At 71.0% G+C, this 24,690-nt stretch carries 22 protein-coding genes and 1 pseudogene; 15 read left to right on the forward strand and 8 right to left on the reverse strand.

Annotated features, from left to right (window positions below):
• Nucleotides 1-11: 11 nt before the first annotated feature.
• The 3 genes from GKE56_RS01600 (at nucleotide 12) to GKE56_RS18040 (ending at nucleotide 3,159) form a co-directional block, all read left to right on the forward strand.
• Complete coding sequence (locus tag GKE56_RS01600; protein WP_154683075.1) at nucleotides 12-1,754, forward strand: GAF domain-containing sensor histidine kinase; 1,743 nt, start codon at nucleotides 12-14, stop codon at nucleotides 1,752-1,754.
• Between the two features lie 118 nt (nucleotides 1,755-1,872).
• Nucleotides 1,873-2,556 (forward strand): response regulator transcription factor, encoded by a 684-nt coding sequence (locus tag GKE56_RS01605; protein WP_304650406.1) that lies wholly within the window; start codon nucleotides 1,873-1,875, stop codon nucleotides 2,554-2,556.
• A gap of 303 nt (nucleotides 2,557-2,859) precedes the next feature.
• Complete coding sequence (locus GKE56_RS18040; protein WP_154683077.1) at nucleotides 2,860-3,159, forward strand: hypothetical protein; 300 nt, start codon at nucleotides 2,860-2,862, stop codon at nucleotides 3,157-3,159.
• Here the strand turns inward: GKE56_RS18040 and GKE56_RS01615 are convergent.
• The gene (locus tag GKE56_RS01615; protein WP_154683078.1) at nucleotides 3,156-3,545 is read right to left on the reverse strand and encodes a co-chaperone YbbN; all 390 of its coding nucleotides are present in this window, start codon (nucleotides 3,543-3,545) and stop codon (nucleotides 3,156-3,158) included. The two genes, GKE56_RS18040 and GKE56_RS01615, sit on opposite strands and share 4 nt — an antisense overlap.
• Nucleotides 3,546-3,698: 153 nt before the next feature.
• Here GKE56_RS01615 and GKE56_RS01620 point away from each other — a divergent pair.
• Nucleotides 3,699-5,173: pseudogene (locus GKE56_RS01620) on the forward strand (NAD-dependent malic enzyme).
• Here the strand turns inward: GKE56_RS01620 and GKE56_RS01625 are convergent.
• Nucleotides 5,138-6,163: an LLM class flavin-dependent oxidoreductase gene (locus GKE56_RS01625; protein ID WP_230209111.1), complete on the reverse strand. Its 1,026-nt coding sequence runs from the start codon at nucleotides 6,161-6,163 to the stop codon at nucleotides 5,138-5,140. The pseudogene GKE56_RS01620 and the gene GKE56_RS01625 overlap by 36 nt on opposite strands.
• Before the next feature lie 55 nt (nucleotides 6,164-6,218).
• Here GKE56_RS01625 and GKE56_RS01630 point away from each other — a divergent pair, with 55 nt between their 5' ends.
• From GKE56_RS01630 to GKE56_RS01660, 7 genes are all read left to right on the forward strand, one after another.
• Complete coding sequence (locus GKE56_RS01630; protein ID WP_230209112.1) at nucleotides 6,219-6,596, forward strand: VanZ family protein; 378 nt, start codon at nucleotides 6,219-6,221, stop codon at nucleotides 6,594-6,596.
• A 208-nt stretch (nucleotides 6,597-6,804) separates the two neighbouring features.
• A complete protein-coding gene (locus GKE56_RS01635) occupies nucleotides 6,805-8,889 on the forward strand; it encodes a DEAD/DEAH box helicase (RefSeq protein ID WP_154683079.1) in 2,085 nt (694 codons plus the stop codon).
• An 87-nt stretch (nucleotides 8,890-8,976) separates the two neighbouring features.
• Nucleotides 8,977-9,531 (forward strand): YqgE/AlgH family protein, encoded by a 555-nt coding sequence (locus tag GKE56_RS01640; protein ID WP_154683080.1) that lies wholly within the window; start codon nucleotides 8,977-8,979, stop codon nucleotides 9,529-9,531.
• Between the two features lie 33 nt (nucleotides 9,532-9,564).
• Nucleotides 9,565-9,879 carry a DUF3039 domain-containing protein gene (locus GKE56_RS01645; protein ID WP_154683081.1) on the forward strand — a complete coding sequence of 105 codons (315 nt, stop codon included), beginning with the start codon at nucleotides 9,565-9,567 and terminating at the stop codon, nucleotides 9,877-9,879.
• A 117-nt stretch (nucleotides 9,880-9,996) separates the two neighbouring features.
• Nucleotides 9,997-11,748, forward strand: a complete 1,752-nt coding sequence (locus GKE56_RS01650; protein ID WP_154683082.1) for a DEAD/DEAH box helicase — start codon at nucleotides 9,997-9,999, stop codon at nucleotides 11,746-11,748.
• A gap of 54 nt (nucleotides 11,749-11,802) precedes the next feature.
• The gene (locus GKE56_RS01655) at nucleotides 11,803-12,210 is read left to right on the forward strand and encodes a hypothetical protein (RefSeq protein ID WP_154683083.1); all 408 of its coding nucleotides are present in this window, start codon (nucleotides 11,803-11,805) and stop codon (nucleotides 12,208-12,210) included.
• 55 nt (nucleotides 12,211-12,265) lie between these two features.
• On the forward strand, nucleotides 12,266-12,475 hold the full coding sequence (locus tag GKE56_RS01660; RefSeq protein WP_154683084.1) for a dodecin: 210 nt from the start codon (nucleotides 12,266-12,268) through the stop codon (nucleotides 12,473-12,475).
• Here the strand turns inward: GKE56_RS01660 and GKE56_RS01665 are convergent.
• Complete coding sequence (locus GKE56_RS01665; RefSeq protein WP_230209113.1) at nucleotides 12,441-12,983, reverse strand: Lrp/AsnC family transcriptional regulator; 543 nt, start codon at nucleotides 12,981-12,983, stop codon at nucleotides 12,441-12,443. The genes GKE56_RS01660 and GKE56_RS01665 overlap by 35 nt on opposite strands.
• An 80-nt stretch (nucleotides 12,984-13,063) precedes the next feature.
• Between GKE56_RS01665 and hppD the strand changes: the two genes are divergently transcribed.
• Nucleotides 13,064-14,296, forward strand: coding sequence for a 4-hydroxyphenylpyruvate dioxygenase (gene hppD / locus GKE56_RS01670; protein WP_154683085.1), 1,233 nt, complete (start codon nucleotides 13,064-13,066; stop codon nucleotides 14,294-14,296).
• 85 nt (nucleotides 14,297-14,381) lie between these two features.
• Nucleotides 14,382-15,158 (forward strand): RDD family protein, encoded by a 777-nt coding sequence (locus GKE56_RS01675; protein WP_154685555.1) that lies wholly within the window; start codon nucleotides 14,382-14,384, stop codon nucleotides 15,156-15,158.
• A gap of 3 nt (nucleotides 15,159-15,161) precedes the next feature.
• Here the strand turns inward: GKE56_RS01675 and fahA are convergent, their stop codons facing one another.
• Together fahA and GKE56_RS01685 are read right to left on the reverse strand one after the other, a co-directional pair.
• Nucleotides 15,162-16,373 carry a fumarylacetoacetase gene (fahA, locus tag GKE56_RS01680; protein ID WP_154683086.1) on the reverse strand — a complete coding sequence of 404 codons (1,212 nt, stop codon included), beginning with the start codon at nucleotides 16,371-16,373 and terminating at the stop codon, nucleotides 15,162-15,164.
• Nucleotide 16,374: 1 nt separating this feature from the next.
• Nucleotides 16,375-17,244 carry a hypothetical protein gene (locus GKE56_RS01685; protein ID WP_154683087.1) on the reverse strand — a complete coding sequence of 290 codons (870 nt, stop codon included), beginning with the start codon at nucleotides 17,242-17,244 and terminating at the stop codon, nucleotides 16,375-16,377.
• Between the two features lie 94 nt (nucleotides 17,245-17,338).
• Here GKE56_RS01685 and GKE56_RS01690 point away from each other — a divergent pair, with 94 nt between their 5' ends.
• Both GKE56_RS01690 and GKE56_RS01695 read left to right on the forward strand, forming a co-directional pair.
• Complete coding sequence (locus GKE56_RS01690; RefSeq protein ID WP_154683088.1) at nucleotides 17,339-18,628, forward strand: homogentisate 1,2-dioxygenase; 1,290 nt, start codon at nucleotides 17,339-17,341, stop codon at nucleotides 18,626-18,628.
• An 86-nt stretch (nucleotides 18,629-18,714) separates the two neighbouring features.
• Entirely contained in the window at nucleotides 18,715-20,601 is a 1,887-nt protein-coding gene (locus tag GKE56_RS01695; RefSeq protein ID WP_154683089.1) for a bifunctional UDP-sugar hydrolase/5'-nucleotidase, read from the forward strand.
• On the opposite strand, the gene GKE56_RS01700 is transcribed toward GKE56_RS01695, so the two are convergent.
• The 3 genes from GKE56_RS01700 to nirB are packed head-to-tail and all read right to left on the reverse strand — an operon-like array spanning nucleotide 20,594 to nucleotide 24,680.
• Nucleotides 20,594-21,709, reverse strand: a complete 1,116-nt coding sequence (locus GKE56_RS01700) for a uroporphyrinogen-III synthase (protein WP_230209114.1) — start codon at nucleotides 21,707-21,709, stop codon at nucleotides 20,594-20,596. The genes GKE56_RS01695 and GKE56_RS01700 overlap by 8 nt on opposite strands.
• Nucleotides 21,706-22,104, reverse strand: coding sequence for a nitrite reductase small subunit NirD (gene nirD / locus GKE56_RS01705; protein WP_154683090.1), 399 nt, complete (start codon nucleotides 22,102-22,104; stop codon nucleotides 21,706-21,708). Before nirD ends, GKE56_RS01700 begins: the two co-directional genes overlap by 4 nt.
• Entirely contained in the window at nucleotides 22,101-24,680 is a 2,580-nt protein-coding gene (gene nirB / locus GKE56_RS01710) for a nitrite reductase large subunit NirB (RefSeq protein WP_154683091.1), read from the reverse strand. Before nirB ends, nirD begins: the two co-directional genes overlap by 4 nt.
• Nucleotides 24,681-24,690 lie beyond the last annotated feature (10 nt).

Below are 24,690 nucleotides of genomic sequence, written 5' to 3' on the forward strand. Positions count from 1 at the left end.
TCCTCGGGAGCGTGGTTCTGGACCCGAAGCGCGAGCGAGACCAGGGGCGATGGTCAGAGACCGTCTCCCTCGAGGTGGACGACCTGATGGAGGAGCTGCGGGCGCGGGCGACTGCTGCCCGGCGGTCGCACGAACAGCTCGAGGCCCTGCTTGACGCGGTGACCGCCATGAGCGCCAACCTCGAGCTCTCGGTGGTCCTCGGCCGGATCGTGCGATCCGCCTGTGCGTTGGTCAACGCCCGGTATGGCGCCCTGGGGGTGCTGAGTCCCGATGGGGAGCACTTGGTCGAGTTCGTGACGCACGGGATCAGCCCCGAAGAGCGCGCGCGGATCGGCGACCCGCCGCGCGGGCACGGCATCCTGGGCCTGCTGATCCGCGACCCGCGACCGCGTCGACTGGCGAACCTCGCCGCCCACCCGGACTCCTACGGATTCCCACCGAACCACCCGCCGATGCGCAGCTTCCTCGGGGCGCCCATCCGGATCCGCGACGAGGTGTTCGGCAACCTCTACCTCGCCGAGAGCGGCAACACGGAGTTCTCGGAGGCTGACGAAACGATCCTGGTGGCGCTCGCTTCCGCGGCGGGTTTCGCGATCGACAACGCCCGAATGTACGAACGCAGCGAGCAACAACGGCTCTGGGGGCAGGCCATCAGCGAGCTGACGCGCAGTCTCCTGGAGAGCCCGGTCGAGGCAGCGGCGCTGCCCCCGATGGTCGAGCGGGCCTGCGCCCTCGCCGGCGCGCGGCTGTGCGCCGTTGCCCTGGTTGAGCAGGACGGGCAGTCCTGGATTCACGCCCTGCACAGCGCCGACCACGCGGCACGCGCGTCGGTGAGCCCCGCGACCTGGCCAGCTCTTGAGGGAGCCCAGTGGTCGGAGATACTCGGCTCGGACCAGGAGCTCCTGCTCGTGCCGGGCTCGCAGCCTGGCGCCGCGCAGCGGGTGGCGTCGGACCTGTCCGAGGCTGCGGGGCTGGTCGAGGCGGGCCCGACGGCAGTCCTTCCCATGGCCGCTGGTTCGGGAGCCATCGGGCACCTGCTCGTGCAGTGGGAACCGGGTCAGGAGGACGCCGCTTCGCAGGTGATGCCGGCCCTGTCGGGCTTCGCGCAGCAGGTGGGTCTGGCGATCATCGCTGCCCGGGCCCAGCACGACCGGGCCCTGGTCGCCCAGCTCGAGGACCGGGACCGCATCGCCCGGGACATGCACGACCATGTGATCCAGCGACTGTTCGCGACCGGACTGTCCTTGCAGTCCGCCGGCCGGTTCGCCGTCCACCCAGTGGTGCAGGCGCGGCTCGACGAGGCTGTCGAGAGCCTCGACGTGGCGATCAAGGACATCCGGTCCACCATCTTCGCGCTGCATACGACGCCCCCGGCCGCGCAGTTCGAGTCCGAGCTGCGCGCACTGGTGGAGACGTATGCCGCGAGCCTCGGCTACACCCCGGACCTCGTCCTCGAGGGGGACTCGACCCAGCTTGACCCGGACCTGGCCAACGACCTCCTGGCCGTCGTGCGAGAGGGGCTGTCGAACGTGTCACGCCACGCGCAGGCGAGCGCCGCGACGGTTCGGCTCAGCGTGGGTCCGTCGCTGACCGTGGCGATCACGGACAACGGCAAGGGAGTCGACGCCATGGACCGGCGCAGCGGGCTGGCCAACCTGGAACGCAGGGCGACGGTCCGCTCGGGAACCTTTGGCGTCGAACCTGTCGAGCCGTCCGGCACCCGGATCACCTGGGTGGTGCCGCTCAGCGCGTGAGGACACGGGACCTTCGGCCCTGCACGGCGGGTGGCGAGGTGTCTAGGCTCACAACAGTGGCGTTGCCCTGCGGGGCTCTGGAGAGGGTGGGCCGACTGTGGTGATCAGGGTGTTTCTCTTGGACGACCACGAGATCGTCCGTCGAGGGCTTCGTGAGCTCTTGGAAGCCAGCGACGGTTTCGAGGTGGTCGGTGAGTCCGGTCTCGCCCAGGAAGCGGCTCGGCGCATCCCTGCCCTTCGCCCGGACGTGGCCGTGTTCGATGCGCGGTTGCCGGACGGTTCGGGCATCGAGGTCTGCCGTCAGGTGCGATCCGTCGACCCGTCGATCAAGGGCCTCATCCTCACGTCCTACGACGACGAGCAGGCGCTGGCGACGGCGGTGCTCGCGGGCGCGTCAGGCTTCTTGCTCAAGGACATCAAGGGCAACGGCTTGGTGGAGGCGATCACCCGGGTCGCCGCAGGGGAGAACCTGCTCGACACGGAGCGGGCACGAAGGCTCCGGGCGACGTGGAGCCAGGGCGATGACACCGACCCGCGGCTGCGCGCGCTCAGCCCCCAGGAGCGGCGGATCCTCGACCACGTCGCGGCCGGCCTCACCAACCGGCAGATCGGTGAGTCCATGTCCCTGGCCGAGAAGACGGTGAAGAACTACGTGACGTCCGTGCTGGCCAAGCTCGGCATGGAGCGGCGCACCCAGGCTGCGGTGTATGCCGCGACGCACCAGTCCGGCTCGTCGGCCGGCCCTCAGGCCAGGTCGGCCACCCAGTGGTCGCCCTCGGGCTCGAAGCCCAACTTGGCGTAGTACGGGTTGACCATGCCGGGCGGGGTGAGGATGCGCCGGATTCCCTTGCCCCGGAACAGCCCGCTTGTTGCGGTAGACGAACGCGCCGGGCGAGAAGTCCCGAAAGCGCGGCGTGACGTAGTCCAGCTCGACCTGGGCCACCCCGTCGCCGGCGTCCCGGACGACGACCACGCCCACCGTCTCGTTGCCGCGCTCGACGAGGTAGGCGCTGCGACCCGATCCGAGCGCTCCCGGTGCCCCCGCGTCATCCGCAGAGAATCCCGGGAAGTACCGGGCGATGTCCTTGCCCTGCACCTTGAGGAAGTGCCGCAGGTACGCCTCGTCGGCGCCCACCGCCACGACCTCGTAGACCTGGTCGTCGCCCCGCTCGCGCAGCAGGCGCACGATGAAGAACAGGTTGATCCCGGCGATGACGGCATTCATCGCGACCATCGGCCAGACGTGCAGGACGGCGTTGAAGACGGTCAGCGTCACGCTGGCCGTGAGGTTGAGCAGCCGAAAACGCAGGACGCGCGTCTGCAGCAGCGAATACACGAGCAGGGCCGAACCGGCCCAGCCCAGAGCCTGGACCGCCCACGTTGTCATGGGGAAAGTGTGGACTAAGCCGTGCCCTCGGCGGTCGCCGGTCGGGCCTTCTGGGCCTCCACGTCGGCGCGGACCGCGTCCATGTCGAGGGCCTGCACCTTGCCGATGACGTCCTCGAGCATCGGCGCGGGGAGCGCCCCGGCCTGCGCGAATACGAGGATCCCGTCACGGAACCCCATGAGCATCGGGATCGAGGTGATGTTGGCCGCCGCGGCGAGGGCCTGCTCGGCCTCGGTGTCGACCTTGCCGAAGACGATGTCGGGGTGCTCCTGCGAGGCGGCCTCGAAGACCGGTCCGAAGCGCTTGCACGGGCCGCACCACTCGGCCCAGAAGTCCACGAAGACGGTTCCGCTCTCGAGGATCGTCTTCTCGAAGTTCTCCGCGGTCAGTGTCGTGCTTGCCATGTCAGGTTCCACTCCCATTCGGACCGCGCGGGTCGCAGTCACCGTGTGTCAACGTCGCGGACCCGCCCAACCTTCCCGACCTGCGGGGCTCGACGGACGACCACGACCCGGGCGCAGTTCGGCCTACCGCCCGGTAGTCGCAAGAATGCGGTCATGAGCGCCGCCCCCTCCGTGTCCAACTCCATCACCGTCCGACTGACCCTGCCGGCTCGTGCGACCGCGGTCTCCGAGCTCACCGGCGTCATCGAGAGCGGCGGCGGCCTCGTCACCGGCCTCGACGTCACGGCATCCGGCCCGGCCCGCCTCCGCGTCGACGTCACGGCTGCCGCGCGGGACACCGCCCACGCCGACGAGCTCGTGGAGGCCATGCGGGGGGTGCACGGCGTCGAGATCGGCAAGGTGTCCGACCGCACCTTCCTCGTGCACCTCGGCGGCAAGCTCAAGATCGAGTCCAAGGTCCCGATCCGCAACCGCGACGACCTGTCGCTGATCTACACCCCGGGGTCGCACGGGTGTGCCTGGCGATCGCCGCGAACCCGGCTGACGCCCGACGCCTGACCATCAAGCGCAACACCGTCGCCGTCGTCACCGACGGCTCCGCGGTGCTCGGCCTGGGCAACATCGGCCCGCTCGCGGCGATGCCGGTGATGGAGGGCAAGGCGGCGTTGTTCAAGCGGTTTGCCGACATCGACGCGTTCCCGATCTGCCTCGACACCCAGGACACCGAGGAGATCATCCGCACGGTCAAGGCCATCAGTCCGGTCTTCGCGGGGATCAACCTCGAGGACATCTCGGCCCCACGTTGCTTCGAGATCGAGGCGAGGCTGCGCGAGGAGCTCGACATTCCGGTCTTCCACGACGACCAGCACGGCACGGCCATCGTCACCCTGGCCGCGCTGCGCAACGCCCTGCGTGTGGTCGGCAAGGAGCTGAGCGAATGCCGCGTGGTCATGTCCGGTGCGGGAGCTGCGGGGACGGCCATCCTCAAGCTGCTGCTCAAGGCTGGTGCGACCGACGTCGTGGTCGCCGACCAGCTCGGCGTCCTCCACGCCGGACGCGACGACATCGCCTCGGGCGAGCAGCCTGCGCTCGCCTGGTCCGCTGCCCACACCAACCAGGCTGGCGTCACGGGCACCCTGCGCGAGGCCCTGGTCGGCGCGGACGTGTTCATCGGAGTCTCCGCACCTGGGATCCTCACCGGAGAGGACATCGCCACGATGAACAGCGGCGCAATCGTCTTCGCCATGGCCAACCCCGAGCCCGAGGTGGACCCGATCGCTGCCGCCCAGTACGCCGCGGTCGTCGCCACGGGACGGTCGGACTTCGCCAACCAGATCAACAACGTGCTCGTCTTTCCGGGGGTCTTCCGCGGTCTGCTCGACGCCGCGTCGACGTCCATCGACGAGGACGTCATGCTCGCCGCGGCCAAGGCCCTCTCCGAGGTGGTCCACCCCGACGAGCTCAACCCGGCCTACATCATCCCGAGCGTGTTCCACCCCGACGTCTCCAAGGTCGTCGCGGCCGCGGTCAAGGCGGCGGCCCTGGGGCTGACCCCTGAGGCAGCTGAGCGGCTGTCGCTCGACGGCGAGTTCTCAGGCGCGGACGGTGAGCCCGAACTGATCGGCTAGCAGCTCGAGGCTGCGCAGCTTCGCCGGCAGGTCGGGCGTCGGGGCGACGAGCGTGATCTCGTCGGCGCCGGCGTCGTCCGCGAGCGCCGACAGGCCCTTCGCCACCTCGGCCGGCGGCCCGGCATACACGCGGCCCTCGAGCGTCGGTGCGATCCGGGCGAAGGCCTCGGAGGTGCGGAACTCGCGGATCTCGCGGGCGCTCGGCCGAGTGGTCTGGCCGCTGCGGATGCGCTGCATCTGGAGCGCCCAGCCGGCCCGGAAGTCCGCGGCGACGTCGGGGTCCTCGGTGGCCAGCGCCAGCACGGAGATGATCACCCGCGGGGTGTCGCCGAAGGCGCCGGGACGGAAGTCACGGCGGTAGGCCCGGAGGGCGTCGACGGCCAGCTCGGGGGCCATGTGGTGGGCGAAGACCGTCGTCATCCCGTTGACGGCGGCGAACGCCGACCCCCACCCGCTCGAGCCGAGCATGAGCAGCTCAGGACTCGTCTCCACCACCGGCGTGGCCCGCACCGCCGTGAACGGGTGGTCGTCGGGCCAGGAGTCGGTCAGGAACGCGATGAGCTCGGCCGCCTGCTGCGGGAAGTCGTCGGCGGTCAGCGCCTCCCGCGAGCGACGCAACGCAAAGGCGGTGAGCTGATCGGTGCCCGGCGCTCGACCCAGGCCGAGGTCGATGCGTCCCGGGTGCAGCATCTCGAGGGTCTTGAACCACTCGGCCACCTTGAGGGGCGAGTGGTTGGGCAGCATGATCCCGGCGGCACCGACCCGGATGCCCTGCGTCAGCCCCGCGAGGTGCGCGATGAGGATCTCGGGAGAGCTGCTCGCCAGACCGGCAAAGCTGTGGTGCTCGCTGATCCAGTACCGGGCGTAGCCCAGGCGGTCGGCCGCCTGCGCCACCTGTTCGCTCCGGGCGATGGCCTGCTGCGCGGTGTGCCCCGAGGGGACGTCGACGAAGTCGAGCAAGGACAGGGGACGGGCGGGGGTCGGGGTCACATCGGTAGCCAACACGACGGGAGCGGCAGCGATTCCGCTCGCCTAGGGTGGCCCCGTGACTTCCGCCCCGACCAGCCTGCCGGCCACGACTCGGAGGCGCCAGCTGCTCCGCCCGGCGTTCGGCCTCGTCGTGGTGCTCCAAGTCGCCGCGCTCTACTGGCCCCGCATCGACGTCCAGGGCCCCGTGACCTGGACCGACAAGGTGGTCCACGTGCTGCTGTTCCTCGTCCCGACCGTGCTGGGACTGCTGGCGGGCCTGCGGCCGACCTGGGTGGTCGTCGGGCTCGCCGTGCACGCACCGGTGAGCGAGCTGGTCCAGCACTTCTTCCTGCCGCACCGCTCCGGCGACATCTGGGATGCCGTCGCTGACCTCACCGGTGTGCTCCTTGGCGTCGGGATGGTGCTGGTCAGGGGAACCCGGCGACGCTGGTAGACTGATCGGGCTCAGTTCGGCGGCGCGTGGCAGCGCCAGCAGTGGCAAAGCCGCCACATCCGATCATTCCTACTCCGACTGAGACCCACCGGATGACAAACGTCGATCCGGTCCACGGGCCCTTGTGGCCTGAGGCTCGTCTTCTTCGCCCCCTCGCCAGGTGGCTCGAGGCGTGTCTACTCGAGTACCTGAAGTGAGTTGAATATCTGTGCCCAAGAAGCTGCGATCCGACGCGCCCAAAAAGGCCCGGTGGACCCCAGACCAGAAGGCTGCCGCGAAGAAGGGCCCCAAGAAGGCCCACCGCGGTCAGTCCTCCGTTCCCGCCGCCGGTCGCGCGTCGGGCACCAAGCCGTATGCCGCGCGTCCGGCCCGCGATGGTGACCGTCGCCCCGAGCGCGACGACCGCGCCCCGCGCCGCTTCGACCGCGACGACAACCGCGGCCCGCGCCGTGAGTTCAACCGTGACGAGCGGCCCCAGCGCCGTGAGTTCAACCGTGACGAGCGGCCCCAGCGCCGTGAGTTCAACCGCGACGACCGCCCGGTCCGTCGCTACGACCGTGACGACAACCGTGGTCCCCGTCAGTACAACCGTGAGGACCGCCCCGTGAACCGCACCGACCGCACCGACCGCCCCGCCCGCAGCTTCGACCGCACCGACCGCCCGGCGCGCAGCTTCGACCGGAACGACCGCCCGGCGCGCAGCTTCGACCGCAACGACCGGACGGACCGTCCGGCGCGCAGCTTCGACCGGAACGACCGCCCGGCGCGCAGCTTCGACCGCAATGACCGCCCGGCGCGCAGCTTCGACAACCAGACCGACCCCGAGGCCGAGCGCATGGAGGCCGACACCTGGGTGAAGGCCACCCGCAAGAGCGTGGACGGCCCCGTTACGGTTGATGCCGACAACGGGTTCGCCGGACTCGGACTCACCGAACGCCTGGTCGAGCGCCTGGCCCGCGACGGCATCACCGCGCCGTTCCCGATCCAGTCCGCGACCATCCCGGACGCGTTGGCCGGCATGGACATCCTCGGCCGTGGCCAGACCGGCTCCGGCAAGACGCTGGCCTTCGGCCTGCCGATGCTGTCCCGTCTCGCCGATGGCGAAAGGGCCCGCCCGCGTCGCCCGCGTGCCCTGGTCCTGGTCCCGACCCGCGAGCTGGCCATGCAGGTCTCCGACGCGCTCGAGCCCCTCGTGCACGTCCTCGGCCTGCGCCACAAGCTCGTCGCCGGCGGCCTGTCCTACACGACCCAGATCAGCGCCCTGAACCGCGGCGTCGACTTGCTCATCGCGACCCCGGGCCGGCTGAAGGACCTCATCGAGCGCGACGCCGTCCAGCTGCGCGACATCCAGATCGCCGTCCTGGACGAGGCCGACCACATGGCTGACATGGGCTTCATGCCCGAGGTCACCGCGATCCTCGACCAGATGCCTGCAGGCGGTCAGCGGATGCTCTTCTCGGCCACCTTGGACAAGGGCGTCGACAAGCTCGTCGAGGGCTACCTCACCGACCCGAAGACGCACTCGACCGACGACGCGAAGGCCTCCGTCACCACGATGGAGCACCACGTGCTGCTCATCGACCCCATGCACAAGAAGACGATCATCGCCGAGGTGGCCAACCGCGAGGGACGCACCGTGGTGTTCGTGCGCACCAAGCTCGGCGCCGACCGCGTGGCCCTCCAGCTGCGCGAGCAGGGTGTCTTCGCGGCCGCGTTGCACGGCGGTCTCAACCAGGGCGCGCGTAACCGCGTCCTCGGTGCCTTCCGGGACGGCAGCCTGCCGGTCCTGGTCGCCACGGACGTCGCAGCCCGCGGCATCCACGTCGACGACGTGTCCGTTGTCCTGCAGGTCGACCCGCCGGCCGACCACAAGGACTACCTGCACCGCTCGGGCCGCACGGCCCGCGCGGGCGACAAGGGCACCGTCGTGACCCTCGCCCTGCCGCACCAGCGCCGCACGATGGAGCGGATGGCCAAGGATGCCGGCATCGACGCCGTCCCGACCAAGGCGATCCCCGGTGACGCGAGGCTGGCGGCGACCGGCGCCGTGACCCCGAGCGGCATCCCGGTGCCCGAGGACCAGGTTCGTCGCGTCCTCGAGGGCACCAAGCGCAGCGGACGCCCGTCCGGCCCGGGCGGCCCCCGCGGCGGTGGCCCTCGTGGTGGTGCACCCCGCACTGGTGGTCCGCGCGGCGAGAGCTCGCGCGGCCCCCGCCAGGGAGGTCGCTCCTACGGCGGCGACCGCACCGAGCGGGCCGACCGTGGCGGGTACTCGCGCGGTTCGCGAGCCTGACCCTTCTGCCCCAAGCGGCATCGGCCGAACAGTCAAAGCCCCGGTCCCCGCGGCCGGGGCTTTGACGTGCCCGGGCACAATGGAGGGGTGGACCACGACCTGTCGGGGAGCTTGCTCGTCTCGACGCCCCAGATCGAGGAGGGCGTGTTCCACCGCTGCGTCGTGCTGCTCCTGCACCACGACGCAGAGGGGGCTCAGGGCGTGGTCCTCAACCGCCCGATGGACGCGCGGGTCGACGCCGTGCTGCCCGACTGGCAGCCGCACGCCACCACGCCGGCAGTGCTCTTCGAGGGTGGCCCCGTGGGACTCGACAGCGCGCTCGGGCTCGTGACCGTCCCCGGCGACGCCGAGCCGATGGGCGTCAAGAAGCTGTTCGGTGGGATCGGCCTGGTCGACCTCGACACGCCTCCCGCCATCGTGATCCCCGAGGTCGCCGGCCTGCGCATCTTCGCCGGGTACTCGGGGTGGTCACCTGGGCAGCTCGAGGAGGAGATCCGCTCGGGGAGCTGGTTCGTCGTCGAGGCCGAGAGCCGCGACGCCTTCACCGATACCCCGCAGGGGCTCTGGCAGCGCGTCCTGCGCCGCCAGCGCGACCACCTGGCGTTCGTGGCCACCTTCCCCGTGGACCCGGAGATGAACTGAGGGCTGGGTACGGCCCGGCATAGACTCGGGGCCATGAGCGAGCCCCAGACGCCCCTGGACGAACCGCTGGCCCCCGCGAGCCAGCCCGCTACCCGGACGGCTGTGCTCGAGCGCGAGCAGGTCGAGGAGCAGCTGCAGGAGCCGGGCGACCACGAGCGCTTCTCGCACTACGTGCGCAAGGAGAAGATCCTCGAGAGCGCCCTGTCGGGCGACCCGGTCGTCGCGCTGTGCGGCAAGGTGTGGGTCCCGGGCCGCGACCCCAAGAAGTTCCCCGTCTGCCCGACCTGCAAGGAGATCTACGATGGCCTGCGCGCCCCGCAGGACGGCGGTCAGGGTTCCGAGTCCTAGTCGGTGACGTGCTCGACGGGCTGACCGCCGACACGCTCTAGCACACGATCGAGGCCCCGGCGCAGACGCCGGGGCCTCGGCATGTCGTTTCGCCGCAACGGTTATCGTGGCGGCCCTATGAGTACTGCCGCTGCCTCCCACCTCTCACCAGCGTTCCCGGAGCGGGCGGCGTGGGGGACGGCGTCGAAGCTGCGCGCCTGGCAGCAGGCCGCGCTCACGGCATACCTGCGCGCGACGCCCCGGGACTTCCTCGCGGTGGCGACCCCCGGTGCGGGCAAGACGACCTACGCGCTGAGGCTGGCCACCGAGCTGCTGGGCCGCGGCGCGGTCTCCGCGGTCACCATCGTGGCCCCCACGGAGCACCTCAAGACCCAGTGGGCCGAGGCGGCTGCCCGGGTCGGCATCCACATCGACCCCAAGTTCTCGAACTCCTCGGCGCGGCACTCCAGCGAGTACGACGGCGTCGCGCTCACCTACGCCCAGGTGGCGAGCCGGCCCGCGCTGCACCGGGCCCGCACGGAGTCCGCGCCGACCCTGGTCATCCTCGACGAGGTCCACCACGGCGGCGACAACCTCTCGTGGGGTGACGCGATCCGCGAGGCGTTCGAGCCGGCGACGCGTCGGCTCGCCCTCACCGGCACCCCGTTCCGTTCCGACACCTCGCCCATCCCGTTCGTCACGTATGCCGAGGACGCCGACGGCATCCGTCGCTCGGCCGCCGACTACACCTACGGCTACGCCGAGGCGCTGCGCGACGGTGTGGTGCGTCCCGTGCTCTTCCTGGCCTACGGCGGCGCGATGCGCTGGCGGACCCGGGCCGGTGACGAGATCGCCGCCCGCCTCGGCGAGCCGATGACCAAGGACGCCACCGCGCAGGCCTGGCGCACGGCCCTCGACCCCAAGGGTGAGTGGGTGCCTTCCGTCCTCGCCGCCGCCGACAAGCGGCTCACCGAGGTGCGGCGCGGGGTTCCGGACGCCGGCGGCCTGGTCATCGCGTCCAACCAGACCGCGGCGCGGGCCTACGCGCGCACGCTCGAGGCGATCACCGGCGAGAAGCCCACAGTCGTCCTGTCCGACGACGCCGGCTCCTCCGCCCGGATCGAGCAGTATGCCGCGAGCGACTCCCGCTGGATGGTCGCGGTGCGCATGGTGTCCGAGGGGGTGGACGTGCCCCGACTGTGCGTCGGCGTCTACGCGACGTCGACCTCCACGCCGCTGTTCTTCGCCCAGGCCGTCGGGCGCTTCGTCCGGGCCCGTCGCCGCGGTGAGACGGCCTCGGTCTTCCTGCCGTCGGTCCCGGTGATCCTCGAGCACGCGGCCCGCCTCGAGGAGGAGCGTGACCACGCCCTCGACCGGGTGAGCAAGGCCGGCGACGTGGCGGCGATGTGGGCCGAGGAAGACGCGCTCCTGTCGGCAGCCAACCGCACCTCGCGCACCCCCGACCTCGACGCGATGACCTTCGAGGCGCTCGAGTCCGACGCTGAGTTCGACCACGTCCTGTTCGACGCGAAGCAGTTCGGCCTCAACGCCTCGGTGGGCTCCGACGAGGAGCAGGAGTACCTCGGGCTGCCCGGTCTGCTGGAGCCCGACCAGATGGCCGTACTCCTGCGCGAGCGGCAGACCGCGCAGAGCACCCGCCGCCCCCGCAAGGCGGAGCAGCCGGTGTCGGCGCACCGGGCGCTCGCTGCCCAGCGTCAGGAGCTCAACAAGCTCGTCTCGGCGTGGGCGCGCAAGAGTGGCTCGCCGCACGCCGTCGTCCACCACGAGCTGCGCCGCAGCTGTGGCGGCCCTGCCCTCGACGAGGCGACCTCCGAGCAGGTGGCCGCGCGGGTCGAGAAGATCCGGGCCTGGTTCGTCGGCCGACGCTGAACAGGACCCGACGGAGGATTGCGCCTGCGGCATCGGTGACGCCAGAGTGACCCCGTGACGCTCGTGAACCTGGTCTGGATGCTGACCGCCCTCGCTGCTGTCGTCGTGCTGCTCACCCGCTCACGTCTGGTCGCCACCGAGAAGCAGTCCGGGGTGACCCAGACGCCGGTGGCCCTGCTCAACGCGCATTCCGGCTTCGGCGTGCTCGCCCTGGCCACCTGGGTGGCCTGGCTCGTGGGCGCACCACGCTGGGCCGGCTGGGTGGCAGTGGTCGCGTGGTGGGTCGTCGCGGTCATCGGCCTGATGGTGCTCGCCCGGTGGGTCCCCGCCAACGGGCGCCACGGCCGGGGCGCCACCAACGACGGCTGGGCCCACGGACCGTGGCTGTCGGTGCTGGGCCACGTCGGCATGCTGCTCGGCATCGCGTTCTTCACGTGGTTCTTCGTGGCAAACCGGCTCTGAACGCTAGCGTGGCACGCGACGGCGGCGCCGTGCTGCCGCAGGACGGAGCATCGCCATGGCCAACCACGTGTACTCCATCAGCGAGGTCGTCGGGACCTCTCCGGACAGTGTCGAGGCGGCCGTGTCCAACGCCGTGGCCCAGGCCTCGAAGACGCTGCGCAACCTCGACTGGTTCGAGGTGCAGAGCATCCGCGGCCAGATCGGCGAGGGGTCCGTAGCGCACTGGCAGGTCACGGTGAAGCTGGGGTTCCGCCTGGAGGAGTGACCGGGCCCGGTCGCAGTCCGCTGGCCGCCTCGACGAGGGGCATCGTGCGCAGCGCGATCCGGGTGGCGAGCGAGATCGCGGTGTTGGCCCGGATGACGTGTTCGTCGTCCACGACCGCGTCGATCACCCGCTGCAGGTCGGCGTTGTCGCGGGCGACGATGTGGATGTACAGGTCGCCGGACCCGGTGATGGTGTGCGCCTCGAGCACCTCCGGGATGCGCGAGAGGTGGTCGACCACGGGGGAGTGGCCCCGGCCCTGACGGATCTCGAGAGTGCAGAACGCCGAGACCGGATACCCCATCGCGCCGGGGTCGACCTGGGGCGCCCAGGAGCGGATCACCCCCCGAGCGAGCAGCCGGTCGAGCCGGGCCTGCACGGTGCCGCGGGCGACGCCGAGCTCGCGCGACGCGCCGAGCACTCCGATCTGCGGGTGGTCGGTGAAGAGCGCGATGAGCCGTCCGTCGAGCTCGTCCAGGTCCATGGACACAGTGTCCACCAGTTCGGCCATGGCAGCCAGCAGTCTGCGCAGAGTGTGCAGCGCCGCAGCATACCGTTGCACACTTCGCGTCCAGGCGTCACGCTGCCACCATGACGACCCACGCACCGGACACCGCCCTCGAGGGGACCCTCGACCTCACCCCGCAGGAGCGCGAGGCCAACCTCGACCTCGAGCAGCTCAAGCAGCTGGTCGGGCTCGTCGAGTACGACCAGAGCAAGGACCCCTTCCCGGTCACCGGCTGGGACGCCATCGTCTTCGTCGTCGGCAACGCGAGCCAGACCGCGCACTACTACCAGTCCGCGTGGGGCATGGAGCTCGTCGCCTACAGCGGCCCGGAGAACGGCCAGCGCGACCACAAGTCGTTCGTCCTGAAGTCCGGCTCGATCCGGTTCGTCGTCAACGGCGCGGTCAGCCCCGACAGCCCCCTCATCCAGCACCACGCCCGGCACGGCGACGGCGTCGTCGACATCTCGCTCGAGGTGCCCGACGTCGACCGCTGCGTGGCGCAGGCCAAGGCCGCGGGGGCGCGGGTCGTGCGCGAGGCCGAGGACATCACCGACGAGCACGGCACGGTCCGCATCGCGTCGATCGCGACGTACGGCGAGACCGTGCACACCCTGGTCGACCGCTCGCGGTATGCCGGTCCCTACCTGCCCGGCTACGTCGCCAGGCAGTCGACCTGGGTCAAGCGCGACGGGGCGCCGAAGCGGTTGTTCCAGGCCCTCGACCACATCGTCGGCAACGTCGAGCTCGGCAAGATGGACGAGTGGGTGACCTTCTACAACAAGGTCATGGGCTTCGTGAACATGGCCGAGTTCATCGGCGACGACATCGCCACCGACTACTCCGCGCTGATGTCCAAGGTCGTCGCCAACGGCAACCACCGGGTGAAGTTCCCGCTCAACGAGCCGGCCATCGCCAAGCGCAAGAGCCAGATCGACGAGTACCTCGAGTTCTACAACGGACCTGGCGCCCAGCACCTCGCGCTCGCGACGAACGACATCCTGCGCACCGTCGACGAGCTGCGCGCGAACGGCGTCGAGTTCCTCGACACCCCGGACTCCTACTACGAGGACGACGAGCTGCGCGCCCGCATCGGCGAGGTGCGGGCACCTATCGAGGAGCTGCAGAAGCGCAAGATCCTCGTCGACCGTGACGAGGACGGCTACCTTCTGCAGATCTTCACCAAGCCGCTCGGCGACCGCCCGACCGTCTTCTTCGAGATCATCGAGCGGCACGGATCGCTCGGCTTCGGCAAGGGCAACTTCAAGGCGCTCTTCGAGGCGATCGAGCGCGAGCAGGACGCGCGCGGCAACCTCTGATCGCCAGCGGTCGGGTCGGACGGAGTCGGGTCGGACCGACCCGACCACGCACTGCACCAGGCTGCGGCCGTGAGAGGCTGAGCCCATGTACATGCCCACGCACGCCGGCTGGTTCGACGACCCCTCCGACGCCACCCAGCTGCGGTACTTCGACGGCGTGATCTGGACGAGCCACACCGCCCCGCGGGTGACCCGACCCACTGGTGTGGACCCTGCCCAGGCCCAGCAGGGGCAGCAGGTGGCCCCGCCGACTGTCCCGCAGCAGCAGTGGGCTGCGCCGGCCTACCCGGGGATGTACCGAGGGCCCGCGACACCCGACGGCCAGCCGTTGGCGAGCTTCGGGCAGCGGGTCGGTGCCTTCCTCCTCGACTGGATCATCCAGACCGTCATCGCGGCGATCCTCGGCTCGTACTTCCTCATCCACGCGTTCACGAGCTACTTCGACACGTTGACGACGACGATGAACCAGGCCCAGGCCGGGCAGCAGCCCGACTTCGCGGCTCTCCTGAACAGCATCGACCGGACCCAGCTGATGTTCTACTCGATCGTCCTGATCGTCGTGTTCGTCGTCTACCAGACCGCGTTCCTGAGCCGCTCGGGCCAGACCCCCGGCAAGATGGCCGTGGGCATCAGCGTGCGGTTGCGCGAACGACCCGGTCCGATGCCGCTCGACGTGGTGCTGCGCCGGGTGGGACTCCCTGCCGCGTTGTTCGTCGTGCAGCTCATCCCGGTCATCGGCATCCCGGCCCAGATCGCCAGGATCCTCGACCTGCTCTGGCCCGCGTGGGACGGCAACCGTCAGGCCCTCCACGACAAGGTCGCCGCGACCAACGTCGTGGTCGGCAAGCAGCTGCGTCGCTGAGCCTCAGCGGGCCGGCTGGATCGTGCCGGTCACCTCGCCGAGCCCGACCGGGGCGCCGTCCGGGCCGGGTGCCCACGCGCGCAGGGTGACCGTGTCGCCATCCGCCAGGAACGTCCGGGTGGTGCCGTCGTCGAGTGCGATCGGCTCCGCGCCGTTCCACGAGAGCTCGAGCAGGCTGCCGCGGGTGTCCTTGGCCGCCCCGGAGATCGTGCCCGAGCCGAACAGGTCGCCGTTGCGCAGCGATGCGCCGTTGACCGTGAGGTGGGCGAGCATCTGCGCCGGTGACCAGTACAGGTCGCGGTACTCGGGCCGGGCCACGACGGTCCCGTTGAGCTCCACCTCGTAGTGCACGTCGAGGCCGGCTGCCGGGCGCTCGCCGCGCAGGTACTCCAGCGGCTCGGGGTCTTGTCCCGGCAGCGGCACGCGGGCAGCCGCGAGCGCCTCCAGGGGGACCACCCAGGGCGAGATCGACGTGGCGAACGACTTGCCGAGGAACGGCCCGAGCGGCACGTACTCCCAGGCCTGGATGTCGCGCGCGCTCCAGTCGTTGAGCAGGACCACGCCGAACAGGTGGTCCTCGGCGTCGTCGATGCCGACGCGGTCGCCGACCTGGGTCGCGTCGCCGACGACGAAGCCGAGCTCGGCCTCGATGTCGAGGCGGATGCTCGGGCCAAAGGTGGGCTCTGCGTCGCTGGGGGCCTTGCGCTGGCCGGTCGGCCGCACCACGTCGGTCCCCGAGACGACGACCGTGCCGGCGCGCCCGTGGTACCCGATCGGCAGGTGTTTCCAGTTGGGCGTCAACGGGGCCGAGTCGGGCCTGAAGATGCGCCCGACGTTCGTCGCGTGGTGCTCGCTGGCGTAGAAGTCGACGTAGTCGGCCACCTCGATCGGCAGGTGCATCGTGACGTCGGCGACGGGCAGGAGGTACGGCTCGACGCTGTCACGGTGGCAGTCGTCGGTGAGCTGCTCGTGCAAGAACGCCCGGCCCGCCGCCCAGGCCTCGCGCCCCTGAGCGAGGAAGGAGTTGAGGCTCGGGGTGAGCCAGACCTCGCCCGACTCCATGCCGGCCCGCTCGGCGCAGGCTCCGGCGTCGAGCACCCAGTCGCCGATGCGCACCCCGACCCGCGGCGCAGTGCCCTCGGTCGAGAAGATCCCGTAGGGCAGGTTGTGGATCCCGAACGGGTGGTCGGCAGGGACGTCCAACCAGGTGGTCATCTCAGGCTCCTTCGACGAGTCGCAGGGTGGTGAGCTCACCGATCGGGTCGGTGACCTCGCAGCATCCGTATGCCGTGAAGAACGCGCGCACGATGGCGGCGTCCGCCGCGCTCATGCGGGTGGTGTGCGCAACCAGCACCGCAGGGTCGCGCTCGGCCAGCAGCGGGACCAGCTCGTCGACCTCGTCGCCGTTGAGCGCCCAGCGCACCGCGACGAGAACGTTGAGCAGTCCGTGCTGCTCCTGCCCGTCGTAGGTTCCCCGGACGGCGTGGTGCAGGCCGCCAGTCAGCTTGAAGCCGAGGTCGTGGTCGACCGCGGCGCGGATGAACGTGGCCAGCTCACCCTCGTCGGGCCAGGCCCAGGTCTCGGTCGCGCCGGTGCGGAACTTCGCCTGCAGCAGGGTGGAGTCCGAGACGTCGGCGGCCAGGTCGGCGATGGCATCCAGCTGGGCGGCGCCACGGGGGACCTCGAGGCTGAGCGGGAGCCCGAACGGGGTCTCTCGCCAGCCAGGGGTCCAGCCCAGCTCGACGCCCACCACCTCGACGTCGTCGGTCGTGCGCAGCAGGGAGACGGCCTCGTCGACGTCGGTGCCGGGGGTGCCGGGACGGCCGATGACCGCGACCCGCAGGGCCTCGCCAGCCCGAGGGGTCTCGGCACCGAGGAGCCCGACGAGGTCGCGGGCGCCCGAGGCCGGGACGAGCAGCGGGCCCACCCACGCGGCATACCCGCTGGCGCGGTGGATGCGGTGCAGCCGCAGCGCCTCGGCGAGCGGCGCGTTACCGGGTGGGAAGACCGCGGCGTCGTCGACCAAGGCGGTGAACAGGGCGGCCTCGGCGGGCCGTGCGGCTGCGGCATCCGACAGCGGTGACATGGGGGCAGGCTACCCGCGGGCTGTGCCATGCTCGGCACATCCCTCAGTGACGAGAGAGCGCGCGACGAGAGAATGCGCGACGAGAGAGTGAGCGATGGCGTTCTACCAGCACCAGGGCAGCATCCCGCCGAAACGGCACACCCAACACCGCCGACCGGCGGGCCGCGGCGCCAAGGGCGAGCTCTACTACGAGGAGCTCATGGGGGAGGAAGGGTTCTCGTCGGACTCCTCGCTGCTCTACCACCGCAACATCCCCTCGACCATCCTCGCGGCGCGGGACTGGGTCCCGGGCAACCTGTCGACCACCCCGAACCACCCGCTCCAGCCGCGCCACCTCAAGCTCCACGACCTGTTCTCCCCCCAGGACGTCAAGGGCACCGACGTGGTCACCGGCCGGCGCCTGGTGCTCGGGAACGGTGACGTGCGGATCTCGTATGCCGTGGCCGGGGCGCCCAGCCCGTGGTACCGCAACGGAATCGGTGACGAGTGCGTGTACGTCGAGCGTGGGCGAGCTCGTGTCGAGACGGTCTTCGGGGCGTTCGACGTGGCCGAGGGCGACTACCTGGTCATCCCGCGCGCGACCACCCACCGCTGGATCCCGAAACGGTCGACCAAGGACCCGCTGCGCACGTACTGCATCGAGGCGAACAGCCACATCGCCCCACCCAAGCGGTACCTGTCCAAGTACGGGCAGCTCCTCGAGCACGCGCCGTACTGCGAGCGCGACCTGCGCGCGCCCGAGGGTCCGCTGCTGGCCGAGGACGCCGGAGCGGCGGCGGGCGACGAGACCGAGGTCTACATCAAGCACCGGGGCAACGGGCCGTCCGGGATCGTGGGGACCATCCACACGCTGCCCTTCCACCCGCTCGACGTCGTCGGCTGGGACGGCTGCCTCTACCCCTATGCCTTCAACGTGCGCGACTTCGAGCCGATCACCGGTCGCGTGCACCAGCCGCCGCCGGTGCACCAGGTCTTCGAGGGCTGGAACTTCGTCATCTGCAACTTCGTGCCGCGCAAGGTCGACTACCACCCGTTGTCGATCCCGGTGCCGTACTACCACTCGAACGTCGACAGCGACGAGATCATGTTCTACGTCGACGGTGACTACGAGGCCCGCAAGGGGTCCGGCATCGGCAAGGGCTCGATCTCCGTGCACCCGGGGGGCCACGCCCACGGGCCACAACCGGGCGCGTCCGAGGCGTCGATCGGGGTCGAGTTCTTCGACGAGCTGGCGGTCATGGTCGACACCTTCCGCCCGCTGGAGCTCGGCGAAGCGGGCCTCGCGGTCGACGACGGGCAGTACGCGCTGTCGTGGAGCGGCGCTGCGCGCGGTGCCGACCGGTCGGCGGGCACGGCCGAGGGGGCCGACTACAGCATCGGGTGAGGCGTTGACCCGGTCCACCGAACGCCTGACTCGACACCACACGCCGGGGTTAGTCTGGAAGCACTGTGGCCGCTCACCCAGACTCCATGCCGGCGACCCGCACCGTGCACCCGCCGCCCGCGGGCGGCGGCCGGTCGCGTCGTGACGTTCTCACCATGGCCGTGGTCGGCGGTGCGGGCGCGGCCGCGGCGTTCTTCGCCCCCGTCGGCAGCGCCCAGGCCGCGCAGGAACGCGAGCCGGGCTCTTCGCCGCGCCGCACGGCATACCGGATCACCGTCATGGGCACGACGGACCTGCACGGCACCATCCTGAACTGGGACTACTTCCAGGACGCCGAGTACGACGACCCGCAGCACAACGACGTCGGACTCGCCAAGATCGCGACCCTGGTCGCTGCAGTCCGGGCAGAGCGCGGAGCCGACCGCACGCTCCTGCTCGATGCCGGCGACCTGATCCAGGGCAGCCCGTTGGCCCAGTACTACGCCACGATCGCCCCCCTCAGCGAGGGTTCCGTGCACCCCATGGCCATGGTCATGAACCAGCTGCGTTACGACGCGGCCGCACTCGGAAACCACGAGTTCAGCTTCGGCGTCGACACCCTGCGCGCGTTCGCGGGCCAGTGCGCGTTTCCGCTGCTGTCGGCCAACACCCTCGACTGGGTCAGCGGGGCGCCCGCGTTCGCGCCGTATCTCATCCGCACCTTCGCTGTGCCCGGGGTCGCCACGCCGCTCACGGTCGGGGTGCTCGGACTCGTCACGCCGGGAGTGGCGCTCTGGGAGCGCGACAACGTCGAGGGGCAGCTGCGCTTCGGCGGCGTCGTCGAGCAGGCACAGGTCTGGGTGCCCAGGCTCAAGAAGGCCGGCTGCGACGTGGTGGTCGTGGCCTGTCACTCGGGCGCGACGCCCGGCTCGTCGTACGGAGCTGCCCTGCCGTTCCCCGAGAATGCCGCGACGCAGCTCGCCCAGCAGGTCGCCGGGGTGGACGCGGTCCTCGTCGGGCACGCCGAGGAGGAGATCCCGGAGCGTTTCGTCGCGAGCACGGTGACGCCGGGCCGAAAGGTGTTGCTGACCGAGCCACTCCGGTGGGGTATGCGCCTGTCGGTGATGGACCTCGACGTCCTGCACGACGGCTCCGCGTGGCACCTCACCAAGGCTCGGGCCCACCTGCTCAACGCCAACACCGTGGACGAGGACCCCGTGGTGGCCGAGCTGGTCCGGGACGACCACGCGGTCGTGCGCACGTACATGAGCTCGGTGATCGGGTCGTGCACGGTCGCGTTGTCCACCGCCACCGCGAGGTTCGAGCACACTGCGGCACTCGACTTCATCAACTCGGTGCAGGCCGACACCGTCAAGGACGCCCTGTCGGGCACACCCGACGAGTCGTTGCCCGTGCTGTCCGCGACGGCTCCGCTCAGCCGGGCGGCGTCGATCCCGACGGGTGACGTGACCGTGCGCGACGTGGCCGGGCTGTACCCGGACGACGCGACCCTGCTCGGGATCCGGTTGACCGGCGGCCAGCTCAAGGACTACCTCGAGCACTCGGCGGCCTACTTCAGCACCATCGGTGGGCGGGGTCCGTTCGCCCCCGACGACGTGACCGGGGCGGCCAGCCCGAAAACCGGGGCCCCGATCCCTGACCAGGACTACGACGTGGTGGGCGGACTAGACACCCCACTGTCCTACGACCTCGACCTCACGCAGCCGGTCGGTCAGCGCGTCGTCAACCTGCGCTATGCCGGCGAGCCCATCGATCCCGCGGCTGCCTTCGTGGTCGCGATCAGCAGCCACCGCCAGTCCGGGGCTGGGGGCTTCCCCGGGGTCACGACTGCCCCGGTGGTCTACAACGCGCAGGTCGAGATCCGCCAACTGATCATCGACTGGGTGACCGAGCAGGGCTCCATCGACCCCGCTGCGTTCACGACCAACTCGTGGCGACTGGTCGCCGGCACCGACCCCGTCGTCGTCAGGTGACGGCCAGGCGGTAGCCACGCTTGACGACCGTCTGGATGAGCGCACGACCCCCACACACCTCCCGCACCCGGGCCACGGCGACCTCGGCCGTATGCGGGTCGTTCGAGTCGCCGGGGAGCACGGCCAGCACCTGCTCGCGCGTGACCACGTCACCGCCTGCGGCGGTGAGCAGGCGCAACACCTCCAGCCCGTTCGGCGAGACCGGCATGACGTGTCCGTCCAACAGGGCCACCGTGCGACGCACCTGGAGGCGACCCGCGGCGGTGGAGACAGCCGTGGTCTGCGCGTGCTCGTAGTGGCTGACCAGAGCCCGCACCAGTGCGCCCAGTCTGCCTCGATCGGGGATGATCGGCTGAATTCCTCTGTCCTGCAACGGCCTTGCCGTGACGGGTCCCACTGCGGCCGTCACCATGTTGCCAGCCTCCAGCCGTGCCGCGATCTCATGACCCAGGCCCTGGTCGTCAACCGCCTGCAGCCAGGCGGCCACGCCCGGAGCGGAGGTGAAGACGACCGCGTCGATCTCGCCCGCCGCGGCCGCAACCACGGACAGCTGCACCGCCACGGGGTCCGGAGGCGGTCCCCACCGGTAGACGACCAGGCTGTGGATCTCTGCCCCGGCGGCGGCCAGCTCGGTGTCGAGCCCGTCGGCGCCAGCGCCGTGGTGCTGGACGGCGACCCGCTGGCCGGCGACGCCCTCGGCCAGGAGCAGGTCGAGGATCTCGGCCGAGGTTTCGGACTCGGCCACCCAGTCGGCCTGGAGACCCGCTGCCTGCAGCGCGCCGTGCGCCTTCGGCCCGCGGGCGATGAGCCGCGCGCCCGAGAGCATCGCCACGAGCTCGTCGGCCACTCCCGCGGCGTCCGCCGCCTCGACCCAGCCGCGGAAGCCGATGCCTGTGGTGATGACGACGATGTCGGCGGGGGCGTCGAGCAGCTGCTTGGTGGCGAGCAGCAGCTCGTCGTCATGCACGTGCGGGACGATGCTGAGGGCGGGCGCGTGCCGGACCGTGGCGCCGCGCCGGCTGAGGGCAGAAGCCAGCTCGCCCGAGCGGCGATCGGCGGTGACGAGGATGACGCACCCCGCCATCACCTGTCCGAGCCGCGCCGTCATCCCGAGCCCCGCCCCGGCTCGGGTGTGCGGGCGTCCCCGAGGTGGACCACGCCATCGCGCACGACGACGACATAGGTGACCAGGTCTCGCGGGTCCTTGCCCACCGGGTCGAGGCAGGCGCCGGTCCGCAGGTCGAAGACCTGCTTGTACATGGGTGACGCGACGGTCGGGGCGTCACCCCGGGACCCGACGATGCCGCGCGAGATCACGTTCGCCCCGCTGTACGGGTCGCGCTGCTGCACGGCATACACGGTGTCGTCGAAGGTGCGGAAGAGCGCGACCTGGACCCCACGCACGAGCGCCGCGGCACCGCGCTCGGGCGGCAGGGCCTTGAGCCGGCACACCTCGGTGAGGGCGGGGGCGGCCGCCTCGGCGCGGTGCAGCAGGTCGGTCATCGACGCACCTCCAGCGTCGTGCCGGCGATGAGGACGCCGCCCTCAAGGCGCTCGGACGGGGTTGCCGGGCGAGCCTGCCCACGCTCGCTCACGTAGGCGAGAGAGTCGTCGGGACGGTCTGGAGCGTTGACGAACGAGCCGAACCGGCGCAGCTTGTCCGGGTCGACCAGGGCCGCTGCCCACTCGTCCTCGTAGGAGTCGACGTGCGCGGCCATGGCGGTGTCGAGATCGGGGCAGAGACCGAGGCTGTCGTCGAGGACGACGCCGCGGATCGCGTCCAGGCCGCCCTCGTATTCCTCCACCCAGGCTGCGGTGCGCTGCAACCGGTCGGCCGTGAACACGTAGTACATGAGGAAGCGGTCGATGGTCCGGACCAGCGTCTCGGTGTCGAGGTCCTCGGCCAGGAGCTGGGCGTGCCTGGGGGTGAACCCGCCGTTGCCGCCGACGTAGAGGTTCCACCCGTGGTCGGTCGCGATGACCCCGACGTCCTTGCCGCGGGCCTCGGCGCACTCGCGGGCACACCCGCTGACCCCGAGCTTGAGCTTGTGGGGCGAACGCAGGCCCCGGTAGCGCAGCTCGAGCGCGATGGCCAGACCCACCGAGTCCTGCACGCCGTACCGGCACCAGGTCGACCCGACACACGACTTCACCGTGCGCAGCGACTTGCCGTAGGCATGGCCCGACTCGAAGCCGGCGTCGACCAGGCGCTGCCAGATGGGTGGCAGCTGCTCGATCCGCGCACCGAACAGGTCGATCCGCTGACCGCCGGTGATCTTGGTGTAGAGCCCGAAGTCCTTGGCGATCTCGCCGATGGTGATCAGGCCCTCGGGGGTGATCTCGCCGCCGGGGATGCGGGGCACGACGGAGTACGAGCCGTCCTTCTGCAGGTTCGCCATGACGTGGTCGTTGGTGTCCTGCAACGTCGCACGCTCGCCCTCGAGGATGTGGCCGGTGCCGAGCGAGGCGAGGATCGAGCCGACGACCGGCTTGCAGATGTCGCACCCGCGCCCGCGGCCGTGCCGGGCGACGATCTCGCTGAAGGTCCGCAGACCTTGCACGCGGACGATGTCGAAGAGCTGCGCCCGGGAGACGTCGAAGTGCTCGCACAAGGCGCTGCTCACCTCGACCCCGGACTTCTCCAGCTCGGTCGTCACGAGCTTCTTGACCAACGGGAGGCAGGAGCCGCAGCTCGTGCCGGCCTTGGTGCACGCCTTGACGGCCGCGAGGTCGGTGCACCCCGTGTCGGTCACCGCGCACCGGATCGCGCCCGCGGTGACGTTGTTGCACGAGCAGACTGCCGCGTCGTCGGGCAGGTCGCCGGCAGGCGCCGGCGCGGCACCCTCCGGGAGCAGGTATGCCACCGGGTCGGCGCCGAGCGCGCGGCCCACCATCGGCCGCAACGCGGCATACGCGCTGGCGTCGCCGACGAGGATGCCGCCGCGGAGCGTGCGGGCGTCGTCGGACATCACGAGCTTCTTGTAGACGCCGGCGACCGGGTCGGAGATGACGACCTCGAGCGCTCCGGGCTCGGCGGCGAAGGCGTCACCGAAGCTCGCCACGTCGACCCCGAGCAGCTTGAGCTTGGTCGACAGGTCGGCACCCGGGAACGTGCCGGCCCCACCGAGCAGCCGGTCGGCGACGATCTCGGCCATGGTGTAGCCGGGCGCGACCAGCCCCAGGCACCGGCCGTCGATGGACGCGACCTCGCCGATCGCCCAGATGCGGGGGTCCGTGGTGCGGCAGGTGCGGTCGACGACGACCCCACCGCGCTCGCCGACGTCGAGCCCCGCATCGCGGGCGAGCTCGTCGCGTGGGCGCACGCCCACGGCGAAGATGACGACGTCGACGTCCAGGGGGGCGCCCTCGGTGAACTCCATGCCAGCCACCCGGCCGCGCTCGCCCACGATCTTCGCCGTGGCCGTTCCCGTGCGCACGGTGACCCCGAGCCCCCCGATGAGGCGCTTCAGCGCCTCCCCGCCGCCCTCGTCGACCTGCAAGGGCATGAGCCGGGGAGCGAACTCGACGACTGTCGCGTCGACGTCGAGCGCGCGCAGGGCACCTGCTGCCTCGAGGCCGAGGAGCCCGCCGCCGACCACCGCACCGCGGATCGGGCCGGTGCGCGTGCCTCGCAGGCCCTCCACGTAGGCGCGCAGCTCGGCGACATCGTCGATCGTGCGGTAGACGAAGGCCCCGCGGAGGTCCTTTCCGGGAACCGGGGGCACCGCGGCATACGAGCCGGTGGCCAGCACGAGCGAGTCGTAGGGGAGCGAGCGGCCGTCGGCGGTGGTGACGGTCCGGGACTCGCGGTCCACCGCGGTCGCCGCCACGCCGCGACGCAGCGTGACCAGCGGGTCGTCCCAGAGCTCCTGGCCGCCGAGCGCGAGGTCCTCAGGGTCTCGCCCGGTGAAGTAGGACGTGAGCGCAACGCGGTCGTACGGCGCTCGCGGCTCCTCGCACAGCAGGGTCACGGCCCACCGACCCTCGTCGTCCCGAGCGCGCAGGGCGTCGATGAGGCGGCGAGCCACCATGCCGCCGCCGATGACGACCAGCTGGTGGGGTGCGGTCTCCTGTGCCATGGCCATGACG

It is taken from the genome of Nostocoides sp. HKS02 (genome assembly GCF_009707485.1).
Lineage (GTDB): Bacteria > Actinomycetota > Actinomycetes > Actinomycetales > Dermatophilaceae > Pedococcus.

Bases quoted from the DNA above. Each gene is read 5' to 3' on its own strand.
- GKE56_RS01645 (WP_154683081.1), top strand. From the start codon at position 9,565: ATGAGCGAGCCCCAGACGCCCCTGGACGAACCGCTGGCCCCCGCGAGC.
- GKE56_RS01615 (WP_154683078.1), bottom strand. From the start codon at position 3,545: ATGGCAAGCACGACACTGACCGCGGAGAACTTCGAGAAGACGATCCTC.
- nirB (WP_154683091.1), bottom strand. From the start codon at position 24,680: ATGGCACAGGAGACCGCACCCCACCAGCTGGTCGTCATCGGCGGCGGC.
- GKE56_RS01660 (WP_154683084.1), top strand. From the start codon at position 12,266: ATGGCCAACCACGTGTACTCCATCAGCGAGGTCGTCGGGACCTCTCCG.
- nirD (WP_154683090.1), bottom strand. From the start codon at position 22,104: ATGACCGACCTGCTGCACCGCGCCGAGGCGGCCGCCCCCGCCCTCACC.
- GKE56_RS01700 (WP_230209114.1), bottom strand. From the start codon at position 21,709: ATGACGGCGCGGCTCGGACAGGTGATGGCGGGGTGCGTCATCCTCGTC.
- GKE56_RS01695 (WP_154683089.1), top strand. From the start codon at position 18,715: ATGCCGGCGACCCGCACCGTGCACCCGCCGCCCGCGGGCGGCGGCCGG.
- GKE56_RS01650 (WP_154683082.1), top strand. From the start codon at position 9,997: ATGAGTACTGCCGCTGCCTCCCACCTCTCACCAGCGTTCCCGGAGCGG.
- fahA (WP_154683086.1), bottom strand. From the start codon at position 16,373: ATGACCACCTGGTTGGACGTCCCTGCCGACCACCCGTTCGGGATCCAC.
- GKE56_RS01665 (WP_230209113.1), bottom strand. From the start codon at position 12,983: ATGGCCGAACTGGTGGACACTGTGTCCATGGACCTGGACGAGCTCGAC.
- GKE56_RS01675 (WP_154685555.1), top strand. From the start codon at position 14,382: ATGTACATGCCCACGCACGCCGGCTGGTTCGACGACCCCTCCGACGCC.
- GKE56_RS01690 (WP_154683088.1), top strand. From the start codon at position 17,339: ATGGCGTTCTACCAGCACCAGGGCAGCATCCCGCCGAAACGGCACACC.
- hppD (WP_154683085.1), top strand. From the start codon at position 13,064: ATGACGACCCACGCACCGGACACCGCCCTCGAGGGGACCCTCGACCTC.
- GKE56_RS01685 (WP_154683087.1), bottom strand. From the start codon at position 17,244: ATGTCACCGCTGTCGGATGCCGCAGCCGCACGGCCCGCCGAGGCCGCC.